Origin of the sequence: Xanthobacter sp. NM-25 (genome assembly GCF_022138605.1) — a bacterium.
Taxonomy (GTDB): Bacteria; Pseudomonadota; Alphaproteobacteria; order Rhizobiales; family Xanthobacteraceae; genus Xanthobacter.
The window spans coordinates 1-18,107 of the sequence record NZ_JACBFS010000012.1; the positions used below are offsets into that span (position 1 = coordinate 1).

Consider the following 18,107-nt stretch of genomic DNA (forward strand, 5'->3'; position numbering starts at 1 on the left):
GACCTCGTTGCCGTCGCCCACCAGCGCCTCACCCACCAGAACCTTGTCGATCTTGGCCATCGTTTCGTCCTCCCAAATGGAACCCGGGCGATGGCCGCCGGACCGGGCCGCGGGAGCCCTGCTCCCGCACGCGCCGTCGCATCCATCACCAGGCTCGGGACGACCGCCTCCGGTTCATGCGGATAGCGGTCGGCTGCCGCTTACCCTTGTTGTCAGCGCCCGGCGCACGCCGAGCCGGTTCACCGGATAGCTCGCGGAAACTACCCCAGCTGCGCGGCACCAGCAAGACGGCAGTCCGCACGCACGGCCGCCCATTCCAGCTTGTTGCAGTGCAGCAATTTCCGCTTTCACCCATGGGAAAACTGCTTTACGTTTGACCCCAACAGATCCGGGATCGGCCGGCCCAAACGCCCCGCCGGGGCGCGCGGCCGGTGGGGGGCGCCACAATGGCGTTGATCGCGGGCGTTTCGGGAGCGACAACATCCGGATGGCCAAACCCAACCCCGTGGGAAGCCTGTGTCATGTTCATCGTCCTTTATGCCTGCCTCATCAGCGCCCCCGCCACCTGCCGCGAGGAGCACATCAATTTCTCCATGGAAGCCGCCGCGCCCATGGCCTGCATGATCTCGTCCCAGGCCACCATCGCCCAGTGGACCAAGGCCCATCCCCAGTGGCAGGTGGGCCGCTGGAGGTGCGTGGCCGCCGACCGCCTGGGCCACGACATCTGAGCCGATCGTCCTTCCCAACGCCTCTGCCCTTGCGTCGCGGCGCGGCGCTTCCCATCCTCTGGGAGATGCGCGTGGCGCAGTTGCGGAGGAGCGGCATGAACCATTTGAAGACGGTGATCCTGCTCGCGGGGCTCACCGCTTTGTTCATGGTGGTTGGCTTCGCCCTGGGCGGGCGCAGCGGCATGATGATCGCCTTCGTCGTGGCCTCGGCCATGAACCTCTTCAGCTATTGGAACTCGGACAAGATGGTGCTGCGCATGTATGGCGCGCGCCAGGTGGATGAGGCCACCGCCCCCGAGTTCGTCGGCATGGTGCGGGAGCTGGCGCAGCGGGCGGGCCTGCCCATGCCCAAGGTCTACATCATGGACAATCCGCAGCCGAACGCCTTTGCCACCGGCCGCAACCCGCAGAACGCCGCGGTGGCCGCCACCACCGGCCTGCTGCAGTCCTTGACCCGCGACGAGGTGGCCGGCGTGATGGCGCACGAGCTGGCGCACATCAAGCATTACGACACCCTCACCATGACCATGACCGCCACCATCGCCGGCGCCATCTCCATGCTGGCGAACTTCGGCCTGTTCTTCGGCGGCGGCCACCGGGAGAATAACGGCAGCCCGTTCGGCGCCATCGGCACCATCCTCATGGCGGTGCTGGCCCCCATCGCCGCCATGATCGTGCAGATGGCCATCTCCCGCTCGCGGGAATATGAGGCGGATCGCGGGGGCGCCGAGATCTGCGGCCGGCCCATGGCGCTCGCCTCGGCGCTCGCCCGCATTTCCGGCGAGGCCCACCAGATTCCCAATTACGAGGCTGAATCCAATCCGGCCACGGCGCACATGTTCATCATCAATCCCCTCTCGGGGATGCGCATGGACAATCTGTTTTCCACCCATCCCTCGACGCAGAACCGCATCGCCGCCCTGCAGCAACTGGCCCAGCAGATGGGCCCGAGCGGCGGCCCGCGGGCGCCCGGCGGCTGGCCGACCGGCGCCCCGCGCACACCGCCCACCGGCAACGGCTCCGGCCCATGGGGCGGAGGTGCCGAGCCGCCGCGGCGCGGTCCGTGGGGATAAGGCCGCAGACACGGACGCCCCGGCCAGCGCAGATTTCCTGTCGAAGATGCCGCCCGCGCGCTGACAGGGGCGCCGCCGGCCTTTAGCTTGGCGGCCATGAGCTCCACCCCCGCCGCGACCGCCACGCACCCCGCCGACCCCGCCTCACAGACCGCTGCTGTTGCGGCGTCTGCCGCCGCTGCGCCGCGCGCCGACGACACCCGCGTCACGCCGATGATGGCGCAATATATGGAGATCAAGGCGGCCAATCCGGACAGCCTGCTGTTCTACCGGATGGGCGATTTCTACGAATTGTTCTTCGAGGATGCGGAGAAGGCCTCGCAGGCGCTGGGCATCGTGCTCACCAAGCGCGGCAAGCACCTGGGCGAGGACATCCCCATGTGCGGGGTGCCCATCGAGCGGGCCGAGGAATATCTGCACAAGCTGATCGCCCTCGGCTTCCGGGTGGCGGTGTGCGAGCAGCTGGAGGACCCGGCGCTCGCCAAGAAGCGCGGGCCCAAAAGCGTGGTGCGCCGGGATGTCACCCGCCTCGTCACCCCCGGCACCCTCACCGAGGATTCCCTGCTCGATGCCCGGCGCGAGAACGTGCTGGCCGCGGTGGCCCGGGTGCGGGCCGGCACGGCGGCGGATGATTTCGCCTATGCCCTCGCCTTCACCGACATGTCCACCGGCTCGTTCCGCGTCAGCGCCAGCAGCCGCGAAGCGCTGTCCGGCGACCTCGCCCGCATCGAGCCGGCGGAAATCCTCGTCTCCGACGCGCTGCTGGACGATGCCGAGCTGAAGGAGATGCTGCGCGGCTTTCCCGCCCTCACGCCTTTGCCGCGCCAAAACTTCGATGGTGCCGGCGCCGAAAAGCGCCTCACCGGCTTCTTCGGGGTGGCGGCGCTCGACGCCTTCGGCGCCTTCAGCCGGCCTGAGCTGATCGCCGCCGCCGCGATCGTCGCCTATGTGGAGCGCACCCAGATCGGCGCCCGCCCCGCGCTCGCCCGACCGGTGAAGGATGTGGAAGGCGGCATCATGCTCATCGATGCCGGCACCCGGGCCAATCTGGAGCTGGTGAAGACCACCTCCGGTGAGCGGCGCGGCTCCCTGCTGGGCGCGATCGACCGCACCGTCACCGCCGCCGGGGCCCGCCTGCTCGCCCGCCGCATCGCCGAGCCGCTCACCCACCTTGCCGCCATCCGCGCCCGCCACGATGCGGTGGAATATCTCGGCGACGATGGCGAGCTACGCCGCGCCCTGCGGGCCCGCCTCGCCGCCGCCCCGGACATGGCCCGCGCCCTCACCCGCCTCGCTCTGCAGCGGGGCGGCCCGCGCGACCTTGCCGCCATCCGCGACGGGCTCGATGGTGCCCTGGCGCTTACCGGCCTGTTCGGCGCGGCGCCTCCCGCCGACATCGCCGAGGCCCTCGCCATCCTGGCCCGGGTGCCGGCGGCGCTGGCGGGCGAGCTCGGCGCCGCCCTCGCCCACGAATTGCCCGCCTATCGGCGCGACGGCGGCTTCGTGCGCGCCGGCTACGACACCGAGCTCGACGCCACCCGCGCCCTGCGCGACGAAAGCCGGCGCGTGGTGGCCGCCCTGGAGCGCCGCTACGCCGAGGACACCGGCATCAAGTCGCTCAAGATCAAGCACAATGCGGTGCTCGGCTATTTCGTGGAAGTGACCGCCCAGAATGCCGACCGGCTGCGGGAGCCGCCGCATCTGGAAGTCTTCGTGCATCGTCAGACCATGGCGGGGGCGGTGCGCTTCTCCTCCGTCGAACTGTCTGAGCTGGAAAGCCGCATCGCCTCCGCCGGCGAGCGGGCTCTGGGGCTGGAGCAGGCCATTTTCGACCGTCTCGCGGCGGCGGTGGTGGATGCCGCCCAACCCATTCGTGAGGCCGCAGAGGCGCTCGCCGAGCTGGACGTGACCGCCGGCCTGGCCGAGCTCGCCAGCACCGAGCGCCATGTGCGGCCGCAGATGGAGGACGATGCGGTGTTCGCCATCACCGGCGGCCGCCATCCGGTGGTGGAACAGGCTTTGTCGCGGCACGGCGGCCCGTTCGTGCCCAATGATTGCGATCTCTCCCCGCCCGAAGGAGCCAAGGATGGCCGCATCCTGCTGGTCACCGGCCCCAACATGGCGGGTAAGTCGACTTTCCTGCGCCAGAATGCGCTGATCGCGGTGCTGGCCCAGGCCGGCGCCTTCGTGCCGGCGCGGGCGGCCCGCATCGGCGTCGTCGATCGCCTGTTCTCGCGGGTGGGCGCGGCGGATGATCTCGCCCGGGGCCGCTCGACCTTCATGGTGGAGATGGTGGAGACCGCCGCCATCCTGAACCAGGCGACGCCGCGCTCCCTGGTCATTCTCGACGAGATTGGCCGTGGCACCGCTACCTTCGACGGCATGTCCATCGCCTGGGCGAGCCTGGAGCACCTGCACGAGGTGAACCGCTGCCGGGCCCTGTTCGCCACCCATTTCCACGAGCTGACAGCCCTGTCCCAGCGCTGCAAGCGGCTGTTCAACGCCACCGTGAAGGTGACCGAATGGAAGGGCGACGTGATCTTCCTGCACGAGGTGGTGCCCGGCGCCGCCGACCGCTCCTATGGCATCCAGGTGGCCAAGCTCGCCGGCCTGCCGGCGGCGGTCATCACCCGCGCCAAGGCGGTGCTGGCGGAGCTGGAGGCGGCGGAGCGGGCCTCTCCCGCCCAGAAGCTCATCGACGACCTGCCCCTGTTCGCCGCTTTGTCGCGCCCGGCGCGGGCCGAGACGCCCCCGGCCGCGCCGGATCAGGTGGGAGAGGCGCTCGACACCCTCGATCCCGACGCCCTCAGCCCGCGGGAGGCGCTGGACGCCCTCTACCGCCTGAAGGGCCTGCGGCAGAGCACCGACGACGCATAGTGCGCGCGACGCCAGATGCACGAAGGGCGGCGTTGCCGCCGCCCTTGGAGCTGTGTTGAAGGGGTAAAACCGTCAGGCTCAGTTGGCGTTCTGCGGCGGTTCCGCCGGCGCCTCGGCCGGCTCACCCTGCTGCGGCGGGTTCTGGAGCAGCTCGCCCCAGGCCGAGAAGGCATCGTTGAAGGCCTGGTCGCCGGCCGGGCCCTTCTCGAACACGACCACCGCGCGCTTGTTGTTGGTGTAGATCACCGGCACGTCCAGCCAGGGATAGACCTGCAGCAGCGCCACATTGCGCTGCCGATCGGCCGGCGCCGGCGACAGGCCCACCAGGAACAGGGTGGGATTGACCTTCACCGAGAGCCCGGCCAGGGGCACGCCCTGGGCCTGCTGGCTCAGCTTCACCCGCACGCCGGGCACGTTGGCGATGCCGCCGAGGGCGAAGTCCTGCGGCAGCTTGAAGGCGATCTCGATGGTGTGCGAGGCCGGCAGGGTCTGATCCTGATTGCGGCGCAGCACGAACGACATGGTGATCTGCCGCTCGGGAATGGTGATCTCGCCGCGCACGCCGATATCCGGCGGCAGGCCCGGGCCGGCGGTGAAGGTTTCGGTCTTCCAGGTGACCGTGCCCTCGAAGGTCTGCGGCGGGCTGGTGCCCCCCGGGCTCTCCTCCAGCAGCACGGCGCGCTGGGTGCCCGCATTGCGGGTCGGCGCCGGGGCCCGGCGGGCGGCATCGCCACCGCTGGCCACCATGCGGTCTTCGCTCTTGGGCTGCTCGGCCGGCGCGTTCTGGCTGGCCACCGGTGCCGAAACGCCACCCTCGTGACCATCGGACAACAGGCCACGACCCACCACGGCGGCGACGATGCCACCGAGCACCACCAGTGCCACGACGGCCCACAAGGCGAAGCGCTTCCAGGAAGCGCCCTGTCGCGGCTCGCTGCCGCGCACGCTCGGCCGCACCGGCTTGCCGTCGGGCTTGCCATCGACCTTGGCCGCCTCGCGGCTGCGCACCTCGCCGCGGCGCAGGGCCGGCCGGCGGGCCGCGGCGTCCTCATCGGCCGGAGCCGGCGCATCGCCGGTGGCGACCTCCGGGTCGGACGGCGCGTCCGCTTCAACGGGCGTATCCTGATCTGGCTGCGGCGCGGCCGCCTCTTCTGCAAGGGTTTCGGCCGGTTCCTCGGCCTCGGTCGATGGCGCCGCCGGGGGCGGCTCGACCGGCTCCGGCGCGGGGGACGGGGCCTCCGCGCCCTCGGGCTTCTCATTGTCCTGAGGTGCTGCTTCCGCCTCCAGGCGGCGGATCGCCTCCTCGAGGCCGAGCCGCTCACGGGTGATCTCGCCTTCCGGCAAGGGCGGATCAACCCCGCGCAACTGCCGCAGCAGTGCCGTCCGGGCCCGGTCGAACACGGCCTTCCGAGCCTCCGCGGTGTTCTGCGGCAGGCTCGAGATGGCGCGGGCGAGAAGCGGATAATAGTCAGCCATCAGAGACTTTGCTTCACCTTGGAGGCTTCACCTGACCGGCTCCACCAGGGAGCGGCGCCGCGCAGGTTAGTCCTGGAACGGATTATGCACCAGAATCGTGTCGTCACGCTCCGGGCTGGTGGACAACACCGCCACCGGACAGCCGATGAGCTCTTCGACCCGACGCACGTACTTGACCGCCTCCGCCGGCAGATCGGCCCAGGAGCGCGCGCCCTGCGTGGAGGCCTGCCAGCCTTCCATCACCTCGTAGATGGGCTCGGCCCGCGCCTGCGCGCCGGTCTCCGCCGGAAGGTAATCGATGGCTTTGCCGTCCACCTTGTAGCCGACGCAGACTTTCAGTTCGGTAAAGCCATCGAGCACGTCGAGCTTGGTGAGCGCGATGCCGTGGATGCCGCAGGTGCGCACGGTCTGGCGCACCAGCACGGCATCGAACCAGCCGCAGCGGCGGGCGCGGCCGGTGACCACGCCGAACTCGCGGCCCTTGCTGCCCAGCATCTTGCCCACCTCATCGGTGAGCTCGGTGGGGAACGGCCCCTCGCCGACGCGGGTGGTGTAGGCCTTGGTGATGCCCAGCACATAGTCGAGCGCACCGGGACCGATACCGGTCCCGCTGGAGGCGGAGCCCGCCACCGTGTTCGACGAGGTAACGAACGGATAGGTGCCGTGATCGATGTCCAGCAGCGCCCCCTGGGCGCCCTCGAACAGGATCCGCTTGCCGTCGCGACGGGCCTTGTCCAGCAGCTCCCAGACCCGGTCCATGAACGGCAGCACCTTGGGTGCCAGCGCCAGCAGCTCGGCCACCAGGACATCGCCCTTCATCTCGTCGAGGCCGAGGCCGCGCCGCAAGGCGTTGTGATGGGTGAGCAGCCGCTCGACCTTGGCCGGCAGGGCGTCGGCGTCCACCAGGTCGATGAGGCGGATGGCGCGGCGGCCGACCTTGTCCTCATAGGCGGGGCCGATGCCGCGCTTGGTGGTGCCGATGCGGGTGCCGGAATTGCTGTTCTCGCGCAGGGCGTCGAGCTCGCGATGCAGCGGCAGAATCAGCGGGGTGGTCTCGGCGATGCGCAGACGCTCGGGCCCCACCACCACCCCCTGGGCGGCGAGCCGGGCCAATTCGTCCACCAGCGCCTGCGGATCCAGCACCACACCGTTGCCGATCACCGACAGCTTGCCCGGGCGCACCACGCCAGAGGGCAGCAGCGACAGCTTATAGGTGACGCCGTTCACCACCAGGGTATGGCCGGCATTGTGCCCGCCCTGGAACCGCACCACCACGTCGGCCTGCTCGGAGAGCCAGTCGACGATCTTACCCTTGCCTTCGTCGCCCCACTGAGAGCCGACCACGACCACATTGGCCACGCTGAATTGCCTCCCCGCGCGGCGCGGGTCACATCGGCCCGCGCGAACAAAGCAAAGCCCCGGCTTTGGTCCGGGGCGTTACTCATGCGTCTTACGAGATCGCACGGGCCGAAGCAAGGCACCGCCGCGCCGCACTGGTAGGCCGGTGCGCGCGGAGCGGGTGCCACCGGCCGGGTTGGCGCCGGTGGGTGGTTCGTGCTCTATCTTCCGCGATGAAACCTCCGCGCTCCTCGTCCGCCCCCCGCGCCGCCACCGGCGCCGCCGTTCCCGCTGGCTTCGCCGCCCGTCGCCTGGCGGTGGATGGCCTCGATCGCATCCTCCACCACAACAGCACCCTGGAAGAGGCGCTGGAGAGCGCCCCGGCGGGGCTCGATCCACGCGACCGGGCGCTGGCCTATCGCATCGTCGCCACCGCCTTGCGGCGGGCGGGCACCCTGCGCGCCGTGTTCGGACGGCTGATGGCCCGCGGCTTTCCCAAGTCGGCGCCGCGGCTGGAGGCGGTGCTGCTGGCCGGCGCCACCCAGCTGCTGTTCATGGATGTGCCCGACCACGCCGCCGTCGGCCTGAGCGTCGACATCGCCCGCGCCGATCGCTCCACCGCCGGCTTTGCCGGCCTGGTGAACGCGGTGCTGCGGCGGATCGCCTCCGACAAGACGGCCGCCCTCGACGGCATCGACCCGTTCACCGCTGATACGCCGGCATGGCTGCGCAACCGCTGGATCGGCGCCTATGGCGAGGATGGCGCACGGGCGCTCGCCGCCATGCACCAGGCCGAGCCGCCACTCGACATCACCGTGAAAGCGGATCCCGCCGCCTGGGCCGAGCGCCTCGCCGGCGAAGTGCTGCCCACCGGCACGGTGCGGGTGCTGCAGGCGGGCCCAGTGCGGGCGCTGCCCGGCTTCGCCGAGGGCGACTGGTGGGTGCAGGACGCCGCCGCGGCGCTACCGGCGCGGCTGCTCGGGCCGGTCGAGGGCCTCAAGGTGGCCGACCTCTGCGCCGCCCCCGGCGGCAAGACCGCCCAATTGGCGGCGGCCGGCGCCACGGTGACGGCGGTGGATCGCTCAGCGGCGCGGCTCAACCGGCTGGAGGAAAACCTGGCGCGACTCAAGCTGTCGGCGGAGGTGGTGGAGGCGGACACCCTGCAGTTCCAGGGCGGGCCCTATGATGCGGTGCTGCTGGACGCGCCCTGCTCGGCCACCGGCACCCTGCGCCGGCACCCCGACATTGCCCTCGCCAAGCGGCCCGGCGACATCACCGTTCTGGCGGCGCTGCAGGCCCGGCTGCTGGATCATGCGGTGGACCTGCTGAAGCCGGGCGGCCTCATCGTCTATTCCACCTGCTCCCTGGAGCCGGAGGAAGGCGAGCTGCAGATCGCCCAGCTGCTCGCCCGCCGCCAGGACGTCGCCCGCGTGCCGGTCACCGCCGCCGATGTGGAGGGCATCGCCCCGTTCATAACTCCTCAAGGGGATGTGCGCACTCTTCCCCATGACTGGATGCGCGGAGAGGCGGAACGCTCGGGGCTGGACGGCTTCTTCGCGGCCCGCCTCCGGCGCATCGGGTGACGCAGAAACCCCATTTGCACGAATGGGTTGAAGGGAATACGCCGCGGCCTTGAAGGGCCGGCGGCGCCCTCTTCGCCCCCGCGGGAGCGCTGCGACGCCCATCCGGTGATTCGCAGCTGATTCGCCGTCTGGCGCATCGCGGGAGGGGGAGGCGGTCATGTGGAACGGATTTGCGGCGCGCTTCCATCCTTTCGCGCCCGGCGCCTCGTCGCGCCCGGGGCCCCGGCTGAGGGGGGCCCAGTTGAAGGGGGCTCACGTGAATCGAGAGAGCCTCGCCGAGCGCCTGCGTCTGGCGGTGGTGGTGAGCCGGCAGTGGCTGCTGGGCCAGGCCGGCCGCGCCGGCGGCAGCCACCTCGGCCTCGCCTATGTCTCGGTTCCGGTGCCCGAGCGGCTCTTGATCGCGCCCCAGGATCTGCGCACCGGCGATGCCACCCAGGCGGCGGAAATCTATGCTGGACGCTTCGCCTTCGCCGGCAAGGTGGTGCAGCTCGATGGCCAGACCGCCTTCGAGCTGGTGCCGCCCTCGGTGGACTGGGCCGAAGCGCTGCACGGCTTCGGCTGGCTGCGCCACCTGCGCGCCGCCAACACCACCATCGCCCGGGCCAATGCCCGCGCCCTGGTGGGCGACTGGATGCGCAGCACCGGCACCGCCCGGGCCATCGCCGCCCGTCCTGAGGTCACCGCCCGGCGCATCATCTCCTGGCTCACCCAGGCGACCTTCCTGCTGCAGGACGCCGAGCTCGATTTCTATCGCCGCTTCACCCGCTCCCTGGCGCGCCAGGTGCGCCAGCTGCGCCGCGAGGCCGACCGCGCGCCCGATGGCTATCCGCGCCTGCTGGTGCTGGTGGCGCTCACCACCGCCGGCCTGTGCATGTCCGACCAGGGCCGGCTGCTGAAGGCGGCACAGCGCCGCCTCACCGAGGAGCTGGATCGGCAGATCCTGCCCGACGGCGGCCCCCTTACCCGCAACCCCGGCATGCTGATCGAGCTGCTGCTGGAACTTCTGCCGCTGCGCCAGGCCTATATGGCGCGCAACCAGCCGGCCCCCACCGCGCTGATGAACGCCATCGACCGCATGATGCCCATGCTGCGCTTCTTCCGCCATGGCGATGGCGCCTTCGCGCATTTCCATGGCATGGGCTTCACCGCGGCCGACCAGCTGGCCACCATCCTCGCCTTCGACGATGCCCGGGGCGCGCCGGTGGCCAATGCCCCCTATTCCGGCTACCAGCGGCTCGATGCCAGGGGCGTGGTGGTGATTGCCGATACCGGCCCGCCGCCGCCCCTGCCGGTGAGTTGGGAGGCGCATGCGAGCGCCCTCGCCTTCGAGCTGTCCTCCGGCCGCAGCCGCATCGTCGTCAATTGCGGCATGCCCAGCGTCAATCGCGAGCAGTGGCGCCAGGTGGCGCGGTCCACCGCCGCCCATTCCACAGCCGTGGTGGCCGACACCTCCTCCTGTCAGTTCCTCAAGGGGCCCCAGCTCACCCGACTGATGGGCGTGCCCATCGTCGACGGGCCGAAGCATGTGGAGGTGCAGCGCGGCACCCGCAACGAGGCCATCCTGCTGCGCGCCAGCCATGACGGCTATGGCACCGCCTTCGGCGTGATCCACCAGCGCTCGTGGCGGCTGGCCGCCGAAGGCAACCGGCTGGACGGCGAGGACGTGTTCCGTCCGGCGGAAGGCGCGGTGCTGGAGCCCGCACCGTTCGCCATCCGCTTCCACCTGCATCCCTCGGTCTCGGTGGAACGGCTCGACGATCCCCACACCGCCCTGCTCAGCCTGCCCACCGGCGAAGCCTGGGCGTTCGCCGCGCCGCATATTCAGCTCGGCATCGAGGAAAGCGTCTATCTGGCGGCCGCCGGCGGCCCGCGCCGCACCACCCAATTGGTGCTGGCCGGCGACGTGGCGGAGAAGAGCCGGGTCATCTGGACCTTCATGCGCACCCGCGAGGCGCATCCCGGCACCACTGGCGGTCTTGGCCGGAGCGGCAGCCGCTGAGCGGCGGCCGCGGTGCGAACTGCAGCCCCGCGCCGGGAGCGCCGCCCTGCGTGCAGGGGTGTCTCCCGCGCTGCGCGCTGGCGAGCGGCGGCCTTTAGTGATAGGCGAGCGGCACTTTCCATCACCGGAGCCGCCATCATGCCTGCCGATATCCGTCCCGTGACCCGTGCCCTGATCTCGGTGTCGGACAAGACGGGTCTCGTGCCGTTCGCCACCGCCCTCGCCGGGCATGGGGTGGAGCTGGTCTCCACCGGCGGCACCGCCAAGGCCCTCGCCGACGCCGGCCTGAAGGTGAAGGACGTGTCCGAGCTCACCGGCTTTCCCGAGATGATGGACGGCCGCGTGAAGACCCTGCACCCCAAGGTGCATGGCGGCATCCTCGCCATCCGGGACGACGCCGGCCACCAGGCCGCCATGGCCGCGCACGCCATCGCCCCCATCGATCTCGTGGTGGTGAACCTCTATCCGTTCGAGGCCACCGTCGCCCGCAAGGCCGATTTCGACGAGACCATCGAGAATATCGACATCGGCGGCCCCTCCATGATCCGCGGCGCCGCCAAGAACCACGGCGACGTGGCGGTGGTGGTGGACGCGGTGGATTACGAATCCGTCCTGCAGGAGCTCGCCGCCCATGGCGGCACCACCCTGGCCAACCGCCGGCGCCTCGCCCAGAAGGCTTATGCCCGCACCGCCGCCTATGACGCCGCCATCTCCAACTGGTTCGCCCGCGAGCTGAAGGAAGAGGCCCCGGCCTATCGGGCCATCGGCGGCAAGCTCATCGAGGCGCTGCGCTACGGCGAGAACCCGCACCAGTCGGCCGCCTTCTACGCCTCCGACGAGATCCGTCCCGGCGTCGCCACCGCCCGCCAGGTGCAGGGCAAGCAGCTCTCCTACAACAACATCAACGACACCGACGCCGCCTTCGAGGCGGTGGCCGAGTTCCATCCCGGCCGCACCGCCGCCGTGGTGATCGTGAAGCACGCCAACCCCTGCGGCGTCGCCGAGGGCGCGAGCCTCCAGGAGGCCTATCGCAAGGCGCTCGCCTGCGACCCCGTCTCGGCCTTCGGCGGCATCATCGCCGTCAACCGCACCCTGGACGCCGAGGCCGCCCGCGCCATGGTGGAGATCTTCACCGAGGTGATCGTTGCCCCCGACGCCACCGAGGAGGCCATCGCCGTGGTGGGCGCCAAGAAGAACCTGCGCCTGCTGCTCACCGGCGGCCTGCCGGACGTGCGCGCCTCCGGCCTGGTGGTGAAGACGGTGGCCGGCGGCTTCCTGGTGCAGGGCCGCGACAATATGAGCGCCGACGACCTGGAGCTGAAGGTGGTGACCAAGCGCGCCCCCACCGAGGCCGAACTGACCGACCTGCGGTTCGCCTTCCGGGTGGCCAAGCACGTGAAGTCCAACACCATCATCTATGCCAAGGACCTCGCCACCGTGGGCATTGGCGCCGGCCAGATGAGCCGGGTGGATTCCGCCCGCATCGCCGCCCGCAAGGCAGAGGACGCCGCGGCGGCCGCCGGCCTGGCGGTGCCGCTCACCAAGGGCTCGGTGGTGGCCTCCGACGCCTTCTTCCCGTTCGCCGACGGCCTGATGGCGGCGGTGGAGGCGGGCGCCACGGCGGTGATCCAGCCGGGCGGCTCCATGCGCGACGCCGAGGTGATCGCCGCCGCCGACGAAGCCGGCCTTGCCATGGTGTTCACCGGCGTGCGCCACTTCCGGCACTGAGCCCTTCGGCCCGGTTCCGGCCGGGGCCACGCTCAGCCATGCTCAGCCGCGCAGCAGCTCGTTGATGAGCTTGCGCTTGAGGTAGTTGGGGGCCTCGAAGGCGAAGGTCTCGAAATCGCGGTAGGCGGCGATCTGCGGGCGGATCTCCGCCGCCGTCGCCGGCCGCAGCGCGTCCCCTCCGGCCGGGCGGAAGGCTTCCAGGATCATGCGGAAGCGGTCGCGGCCGAGCTTGGCGGTCAGCGCCTCGCCATAGAGCCGGGCGCTCTCGGCGGTGCGCATGTGCAGCCCCACGCCATCCTGAAAGAACAGGCCCACGTCCTTGGGCAGCCAGCTGTCGATCCAGTCGGCGAACGGGGCGGCGCCGATGTTGCTGTTGTCATAGGCGCTCACCCACAGGGGGCGCGGCAGGGCGGCCAGAAGGGGCCCCATCTTGGGGGCGTCCATCCAGGTGGGGTCAGCCTCCACCGGGAAGTAAAAGCCATCGGCCCGGAACGGCAGCGGCCGGCGGGCGATGTTCGCCGACAGCTCCACCAGCGCCGCCACGTTGCGCCGCGCCTCCGGCTCGTTGCTCATGCTGGCGAGGCCGACGATGATGGAGCGGGCCCACGGCTCACGGGCGATGCGCTCCCAGTTGGGCGGGTCCTCGATGGTCTGCACGCCGAGGCCGGGGACGAAGGCGGTGCCGTTCACCACGATCCACTGCAGCAGCAACGCATGCACCCCCAGCCGCTCCCATTCCCCATAGGGGTCGAGGGAGCCGTCGTAGAGCTGCCAGACGATGCCGTCGATCAGCCCCTTGGGCGGCGGCGCCTCGCGGTTCAGCAGCCGGTCGAGGCCGAGCAGGCCGAGGGCACCGGCAGCGCCTCCCGCGACCATGAGGGCTGTGCGTCGATCCATGGCATCCTCTCGCGGCGATGCTCGTATAAGGAAACGGCGGCCGGAGACCGGCCGCCGATGAGGTGTTCAGGAAACGCACCGGACGGCGCACCGCCCGGCGCCGGTCACGCCGGCATCAGCATGAGACGGCGCTGCTGTTCCTTCATGGTCTCGGCCAGCGCCTCGGAGGTGACGATGCCGCAGCGGACCAGATACTCGCCGATCCGCCCGTCCACGTCCGGGCGATAGTGCTCCATGGCGGACTCGAACGCCTCGCGGCGCATCAGGCCCTTTTCCAGCAGCAGGTCGCCCAGCAGCGGCGGCGAGCTTGCGCCCTCGAAGCCGCGGCCGGTGCCGGCCACCAGTCTCAGGCCGTCGTTGATCTCGCTCTCGCGGGCGATGCGTTGCAGCGGCAGGTCGCCGGTGGCCACCCGCACGTCCTCCAGCGCCTTGTCGCCCAGCGGCGAGGACACCGCCACCACCAGCCGGCCCGACACGTCGCGGCCGATGGGGATGACCCGGCGGCGGACCATCACGTCCAGCGGCAGCAGGTCGCGGAACTCACGGACCAGATGCTCGGTGACGTGGGTCCGCGGCAGGTTGGCCTGATAGGCGATGGCTTCCGCCAGCGTCTCCTCGTCCAGCCAGCCGCGCGAGATGAGGATGCGGCCGAGCGGCTGCTGCTGGCCGCTCTGCAGCGCCAGTGCCTCGTCGAGATGCTCGGGCAGCACCGCCTGCCACATCAGCAGCAGCTCGCCGAGCCGCTGGCGCCGATGGGCGAAGGCCTCGCTTTCCGGGAAGTCGTGCATGGTCTTGTCCCAGACGATGCGCCGACCGAGGAAAATGTGGCCGAGGAACAGCTTCCACGCCCGCAGGGTGGCCGCGAAGTTGACGAAGTTCCCCATCACCACCCGCGGCACCGACATCACCCCCTGTTCCCAGCCATAGATGGCCGAGACGAAGTAGAAGCGCTGTGCCAGCCGCAGGGCGAAGGCGACGGCGTTGGCCGCCAGCACCGCCAACAGCCAGCCTTCCGTCGCGAAGATGGACGGATAGCGCTGGGGAATGAAGCCCAGCGCGCTGCCGAAGTAGATCACCAGGAACAGCACCGCGAGCACGTAGGCGAGCACCGTCACGATGGAGGTGACCACGCCCTTGCGATCGCGCAGCAGGAAGTACTTGTTGGCGAGCGACCCGCGCCAGCCCATGTACTGCCAGCCCTGGAAGGCGATGCCCAGGGCCCACCGCGCCTTCTGCCGGTAGGAGGTGCGGAAGGTATCGGGAAAGAACTCACGCACGCACAGCGGCATGGACAGGCGCATTTCCTTTTCCGGGCCGAAGCCGAAGAAGGTCTCGCGCTTCACCCGGTATTCCACCGGGAACCGGGCGATGATGGCCTGCATGCCGGCGGCGGAGAGACGGGCGCTGATGTCGTAATCCTCGGTCAGGCTGCCGGTGTTGAACACCTCGCCCTCGCTGTTGAGGTAGAGCACGGCGCGGCGGGAGAAACAGGTTCCCACCCCCGCCGAGGGCACCGAGCCGGCGACGCTTTCGCGCACCACCAGATCCTTGGCATGCCACTCGGCGAACTCGTCCATATAGATGCCGGCCACCATCTCCGACCAATGGCGTTCCAGCGACACCACCGGCACCTGCACCAGATCCTTGCGGGGCAGCAGGTAGTTGAAGAAGCGCAGCTCGAGCGGATGCAGCACATCCTCGCTGTCGTGCAGGATGAGGCCGGCGAACTCGGTGCCGGTCATCTGCTCGTGCTGGAAGATGGCGCGCACCACCGCGTTGAGGCAGTCGGCCTTGTTGGTGGGGCCGGGGTTGCGCAGCTCCACACGCACCAGCTGCTTGTAGCGCCGGCGCATGCGCTCCACCTCGGCGATGGTGTCGGGATCGTTGGGATAGGTCCCAACGAAGATCATGTAGCGCCGGTAATCGAGAACACTGACCATGTTCTCGATCATGGCCGCGATCACATCGGATTCCTGCCAGGCGGGGATCATGATGGCGAGCGGCTGCTCGTCCTTCTGATACAGCGCCTGGACCGAAAGCGGACGGATGAACGGTTCGACCACGAACCGCCGGTAGATCCGCCGCGTCCAGTACCACGCATCGACGAACAGGTCGTCGAGCGAGGACAGGAGGATGAGGACCGCCACCACCGCCGACGAATATTCGATGATGCGAATAACGTCGGCCAACAGGAAGGGCCAATAGAGGGACATGGTGGCAGTCCTCCGAGGGCTCAGTTACCCCGACGCCGCACGTAGGAAGCGCGCATCAGCAGCAGGAAGAACACCGCGGCGGCACCCACGCCGAGGGGCAGGCCCCATTCGGCGGAATTCTGCCACAGGCGCTGCAGGGTCGCCACCGCGCCCTCGGTCTCCGGCACGCGGACGGTGCCGGGCGCGGCGCCGGAGGCCGACACCTCGATCAAGGTGCCGTCCACGCCGACGATGGCCACGTCACCGCGCGACAGCCGCACCGCCTTCTGCGGCGTCATCGGCTTGGGGCCGATGCTCTGCCACAGGATGCCGCGGCTGCCATCGGCATGCACGGCCTGCACCAGCGCCACGTTCTTGAGGCCGGTGATGTCGAGGATGCGGGCCTTCTCGTCATTGCCGACGATCACCCGGTCGCCCTCCACATGGGCCTTGAGGTCGGCGCCCTGGGCCGGCACGTCGAGGCCGAGGAACGAGCCGCTCACCTTGAAGGGCATCCCGGGCGGGTTGACGTCGAGGGTGGAGGCGGTGCCCGGGGGCACACCGGCGGCAGCGGCCGCCCGCACCACCCGCACCACGCTGTCGCGGGCCGTGGAGAGGTAGGTGTCGGGAATGACCACACGGCCGCCGCCGGCCATGGCCGAGATCACGCCGAGGAAGTCGGCGCCGGACACCGAGCCGCCCAGCTCCAGGTTGGACGAGGGCAGGACCGCCACCGGGAAGGCCTGCGGGGTCTCGCGGCACCGGTCGCTCACCGGCTGGCGCTGGAAGGTCACCCGCAGGGTGTTGCGAGCGCCGAGCGCATAGACCGGGATGGCCGCCGAGAGGTGCTCGGGATGGCCCGTGGCGTCGAGACGCTTGGCGGCCAGCAGCACGTCGTTCAGGAACACCGCCGCCACCGGCTCGGTGGTGGAGGCGCCGGGCGCGGCGGCCACGTCGAGGTTCACGCGGTTGGGCAGGCTGGTGCCACCGGTGGCGGCGGCGAGGTCGAAATTCACCACCCAGTCGCCACGCGCCAGAACCTCCAGGTTGCCGGCCGCATTGCCGAAGGTCGACAGCGGGATGCTATCCCGCGGGGTCGGCTTGGCATCCACCGAGCGCACGGTGACGTTGCCGGCTGAGATGGAGCCGCGCCAGAAGCTGTCGAACAGCTGGGCGGCCTTGGCGCCGGCGCCGGCGCCGACGGCGATCACCGGACGGCCCGCCAGCGTCTGCAGGCTGAGCTCGTCGGTGGCCACCACCGCGTTGCCGAGGCTGGCCGACTTGCTGCGCCAGTCGTTGAACGCCGCCATGGCCGGCCCGCCCATGCGGCCCGCCAGGGCATCGAGGGCGCTGCGGATCTGGCTCAGCAGGATCGGATCGGCCACCACGATGTCGGCGCCGATGGGCGACGACGGCAGCAGCAGCAGGGCGCCCACCTCGGCCTGGTCGCGCAGGCGATAGGTGTTGGCGCCGACGAAATTGGAGAAGGGGGCGATGACCCGCAGGCTGGCGGGCACGTCGAGGCCGGACACGTCCACCTCGTCACCCACGCTGGGCAGGGTCTTCACGACGATGCGCTTGCCGGCATTCTCCACCGCGAGGCCGAGCCGCCAGGCGGTGTCGAAGCTCTCCTTGGCCAGCGTACCGCCGGCCACCAGCACCGAGCCGGCGCCGGGCATGGCGCTCCACGCGGTGGACAGGTCGCGCACGTAGGAGGCGTTGTAGGAATAGATGAGGTGGCTGGTCGGCAGCAGCTTCAGCACATTGCCGATGGCCCGCTCGTCCGAGCACAGGTCCTCGCCGATCACCGACGACCAGGCGATGCCGAACCGCAGGAAGCCGGAGGGACGCGGCTTACCGCTCACGTCGACGGTGGTGTTGGCCGTGCCCTGCTCGCCTTCGAGCCGCCGGGAGAACACCGGATTGCCGTCCACCGAGACCACCATGGTGGTCCGGCCGCCGTCGCCGCGCAGATAATCCGCATCGACCACGAACCGGGCATCGGACAGGGGCACGCCCGCGGGAACGGGAACATAAATGTCGCGCCGGGCATCCATGCCCTGGAACACCACGGGCGCGTCGACGCCGAGATCGGTGAGGGTGACCTCGCGGGTCACCATCTGATCCTGCGCGCGCTCCTGGAGGGCGGAGATGAGGGGATCTGCGGTTTGTGCAAAGGCCGCGGAACTGAGCAAGGTCAAGGCGACCAGCCCTGC

Annotated in this window: 11 protein-coding genes; 6 read left to right on the forward strand and 5 right to left on the reverse strand. The window is 70.3% G+C overall.

Annotated elements, in window-relative coordinates:
- Positions 1-521 precede the first annotated feature (521 nt).
- From MEU52_RS21400 to mutS, 3 genes are all read left to right on the forward strand, one after another.
- A complete protein-coding gene (locus MEU52_RS21400; RefSeq protein ID WP_238123912.1) occupies positions 522-728 on the forward strand; it encodes a hypothetical protein in 207 nt (68 codons plus the stop codon).
- A 95-nt stretch (positions 729-823) separates the two neighbouring features.
- Entirely contained in the window at positions 824-1,801 is a 978-nt protein-coding gene (htpX, locus tag MEU52_RS21405; RefSeq protein WP_238123913.1) for a zinc metalloprotease HtpX, read from the forward strand.
- 96 nt (positions 1,802-1,897) lie between these two features.
- On the forward strand, positions 1,898-4,678 hold the full coding sequence (gene mutS / locus MEU52_RS21410) for a DNA mismatch repair protein MutS (protein ID WP_443267992.1): 2,781 nt from the start codon (positions 1,898-1,900) through the stop codon (positions 4,676-4,678).
- Between the two features lie 78 nt (positions 4,679-4,756).
- Here the strand turns inward: mutS and MEU52_RS21415 are convergent, their stop codons facing one another.
- Together MEU52_RS21415 and MEU52_RS21420 are read right to left on the reverse strand one after the other, a co-directional pair.
- Positions 4,757-6,154 carry a hypothetical protein gene (locus MEU52_RS21415; RefSeq protein WP_238125028.1) on the reverse strand — a complete coding sequence of 466 codons (1,398 nt, stop codon included), beginning with the start codon at positions 6,152-6,154 and terminating at the stop codon, positions 4,757-4,759.
- Between the two features lie 66 nt (positions 6,155-6,220).
- Positions 6,221-7,513, reverse strand: coding sequence for an adenylosuccinate synthase (locus MEU52_RS21420; protein ID WP_238123915.1), 1,293 nt, complete (start codon positions 7,511-7,513; stop codon positions 6,221-6,223).
- Positions 7,514-7,725: 212 nt separating this feature from the next.
- Here MEU52_RS21420 and MEU52_RS21425 point away from each other — a divergent pair, with 212 nt between their 5' ends.
- The 3 genes from MEU52_RS21425 to purH all read left to right on the forward strand — a co-directional run bounded on the left by MEU52_RS21425 (position 7,726) and on the right by purH (position 12,802).
- Positions 7,726-9,075 carry an RsmB/NOP family class I SAM-dependent RNA methyltransferase gene (locus MEU52_RS21425; protein WP_238123916.1) on the forward strand — a complete coding sequence of 450 codons (1,350 nt, stop codon included), beginning with the start codon at positions 7,726-7,728 and terminating at the stop codon, positions 9,073-9,075.
- A gap of 256 nt (positions 9,076-9,331) precedes the next feature.
- Positions 9,332-11,074: a heparinase II/III family protein gene (locus MEU52_RS21430; protein WP_238123917.1), complete on the forward strand. Its 1,743-nt coding sequence runs from the start codon at positions 9,332-9,334 to the stop codon at positions 11,072-11,074.
- Positions 11,075-11,212: 138 nt separating this feature from the next.
- The gene (purH, locus tag MEU52_RS21435) at positions 11,213-12,802 is read left to right on the forward strand and encodes a bifunctional phosphoribosylaminoimidazolecarboxamide formyltransferase/IMP cyclohydrolase (RefSeq protein ID WP_238123918.1); all 1,590 of its coding nucleotides are present in this window, start codon (positions 11,213-11,215) and stop codon (positions 12,800-12,802) included.
- 42 nt (positions 12,803-12,844) lie between these two features.
- Here purH and MEU52_RS21440 read toward each other — a convergent pair whose 3' ends face one another.
- The 3 genes from MEU52_RS21440 to MEU52_RS21450 form a co-directional block, all read right to left on the reverse strand.
- On the reverse strand, positions 12,845-13,699 hold the full coding sequence (locus MEU52_RS21440) for a hypothetical protein (protein ID WP_238123919.1): 855 nt from the start codon (positions 13,697-13,699) through the stop codon (positions 12,845-12,847).
- A 104-nt stretch (positions 13,700-13,803) separates the two neighbouring features.
- Entirely contained in the window at positions 13,804-15,912 is a 2,109-nt protein-coding gene (locus MEU52_RS21445; RefSeq protein ID WP_238123920.1) for a glycosyl transferase family protein, read from the reverse strand.
- A 20-nt stretch (positions 15,913-15,932) separates the two neighbouring features.
- Positions 15,933-18,011, reverse strand: a complete 2,079-nt coding sequence (locus tag MEU52_RS21450; RefSeq protein WP_238123921.1) for a cellulose biosynthesis cyclic di-GMP-binding regulatory protein BcsB — start codon at positions 18,009-18,011, stop codon at positions 15,933-15,935.
- Positions 18,012-18,107 lie beyond the last annotated feature (96 nt).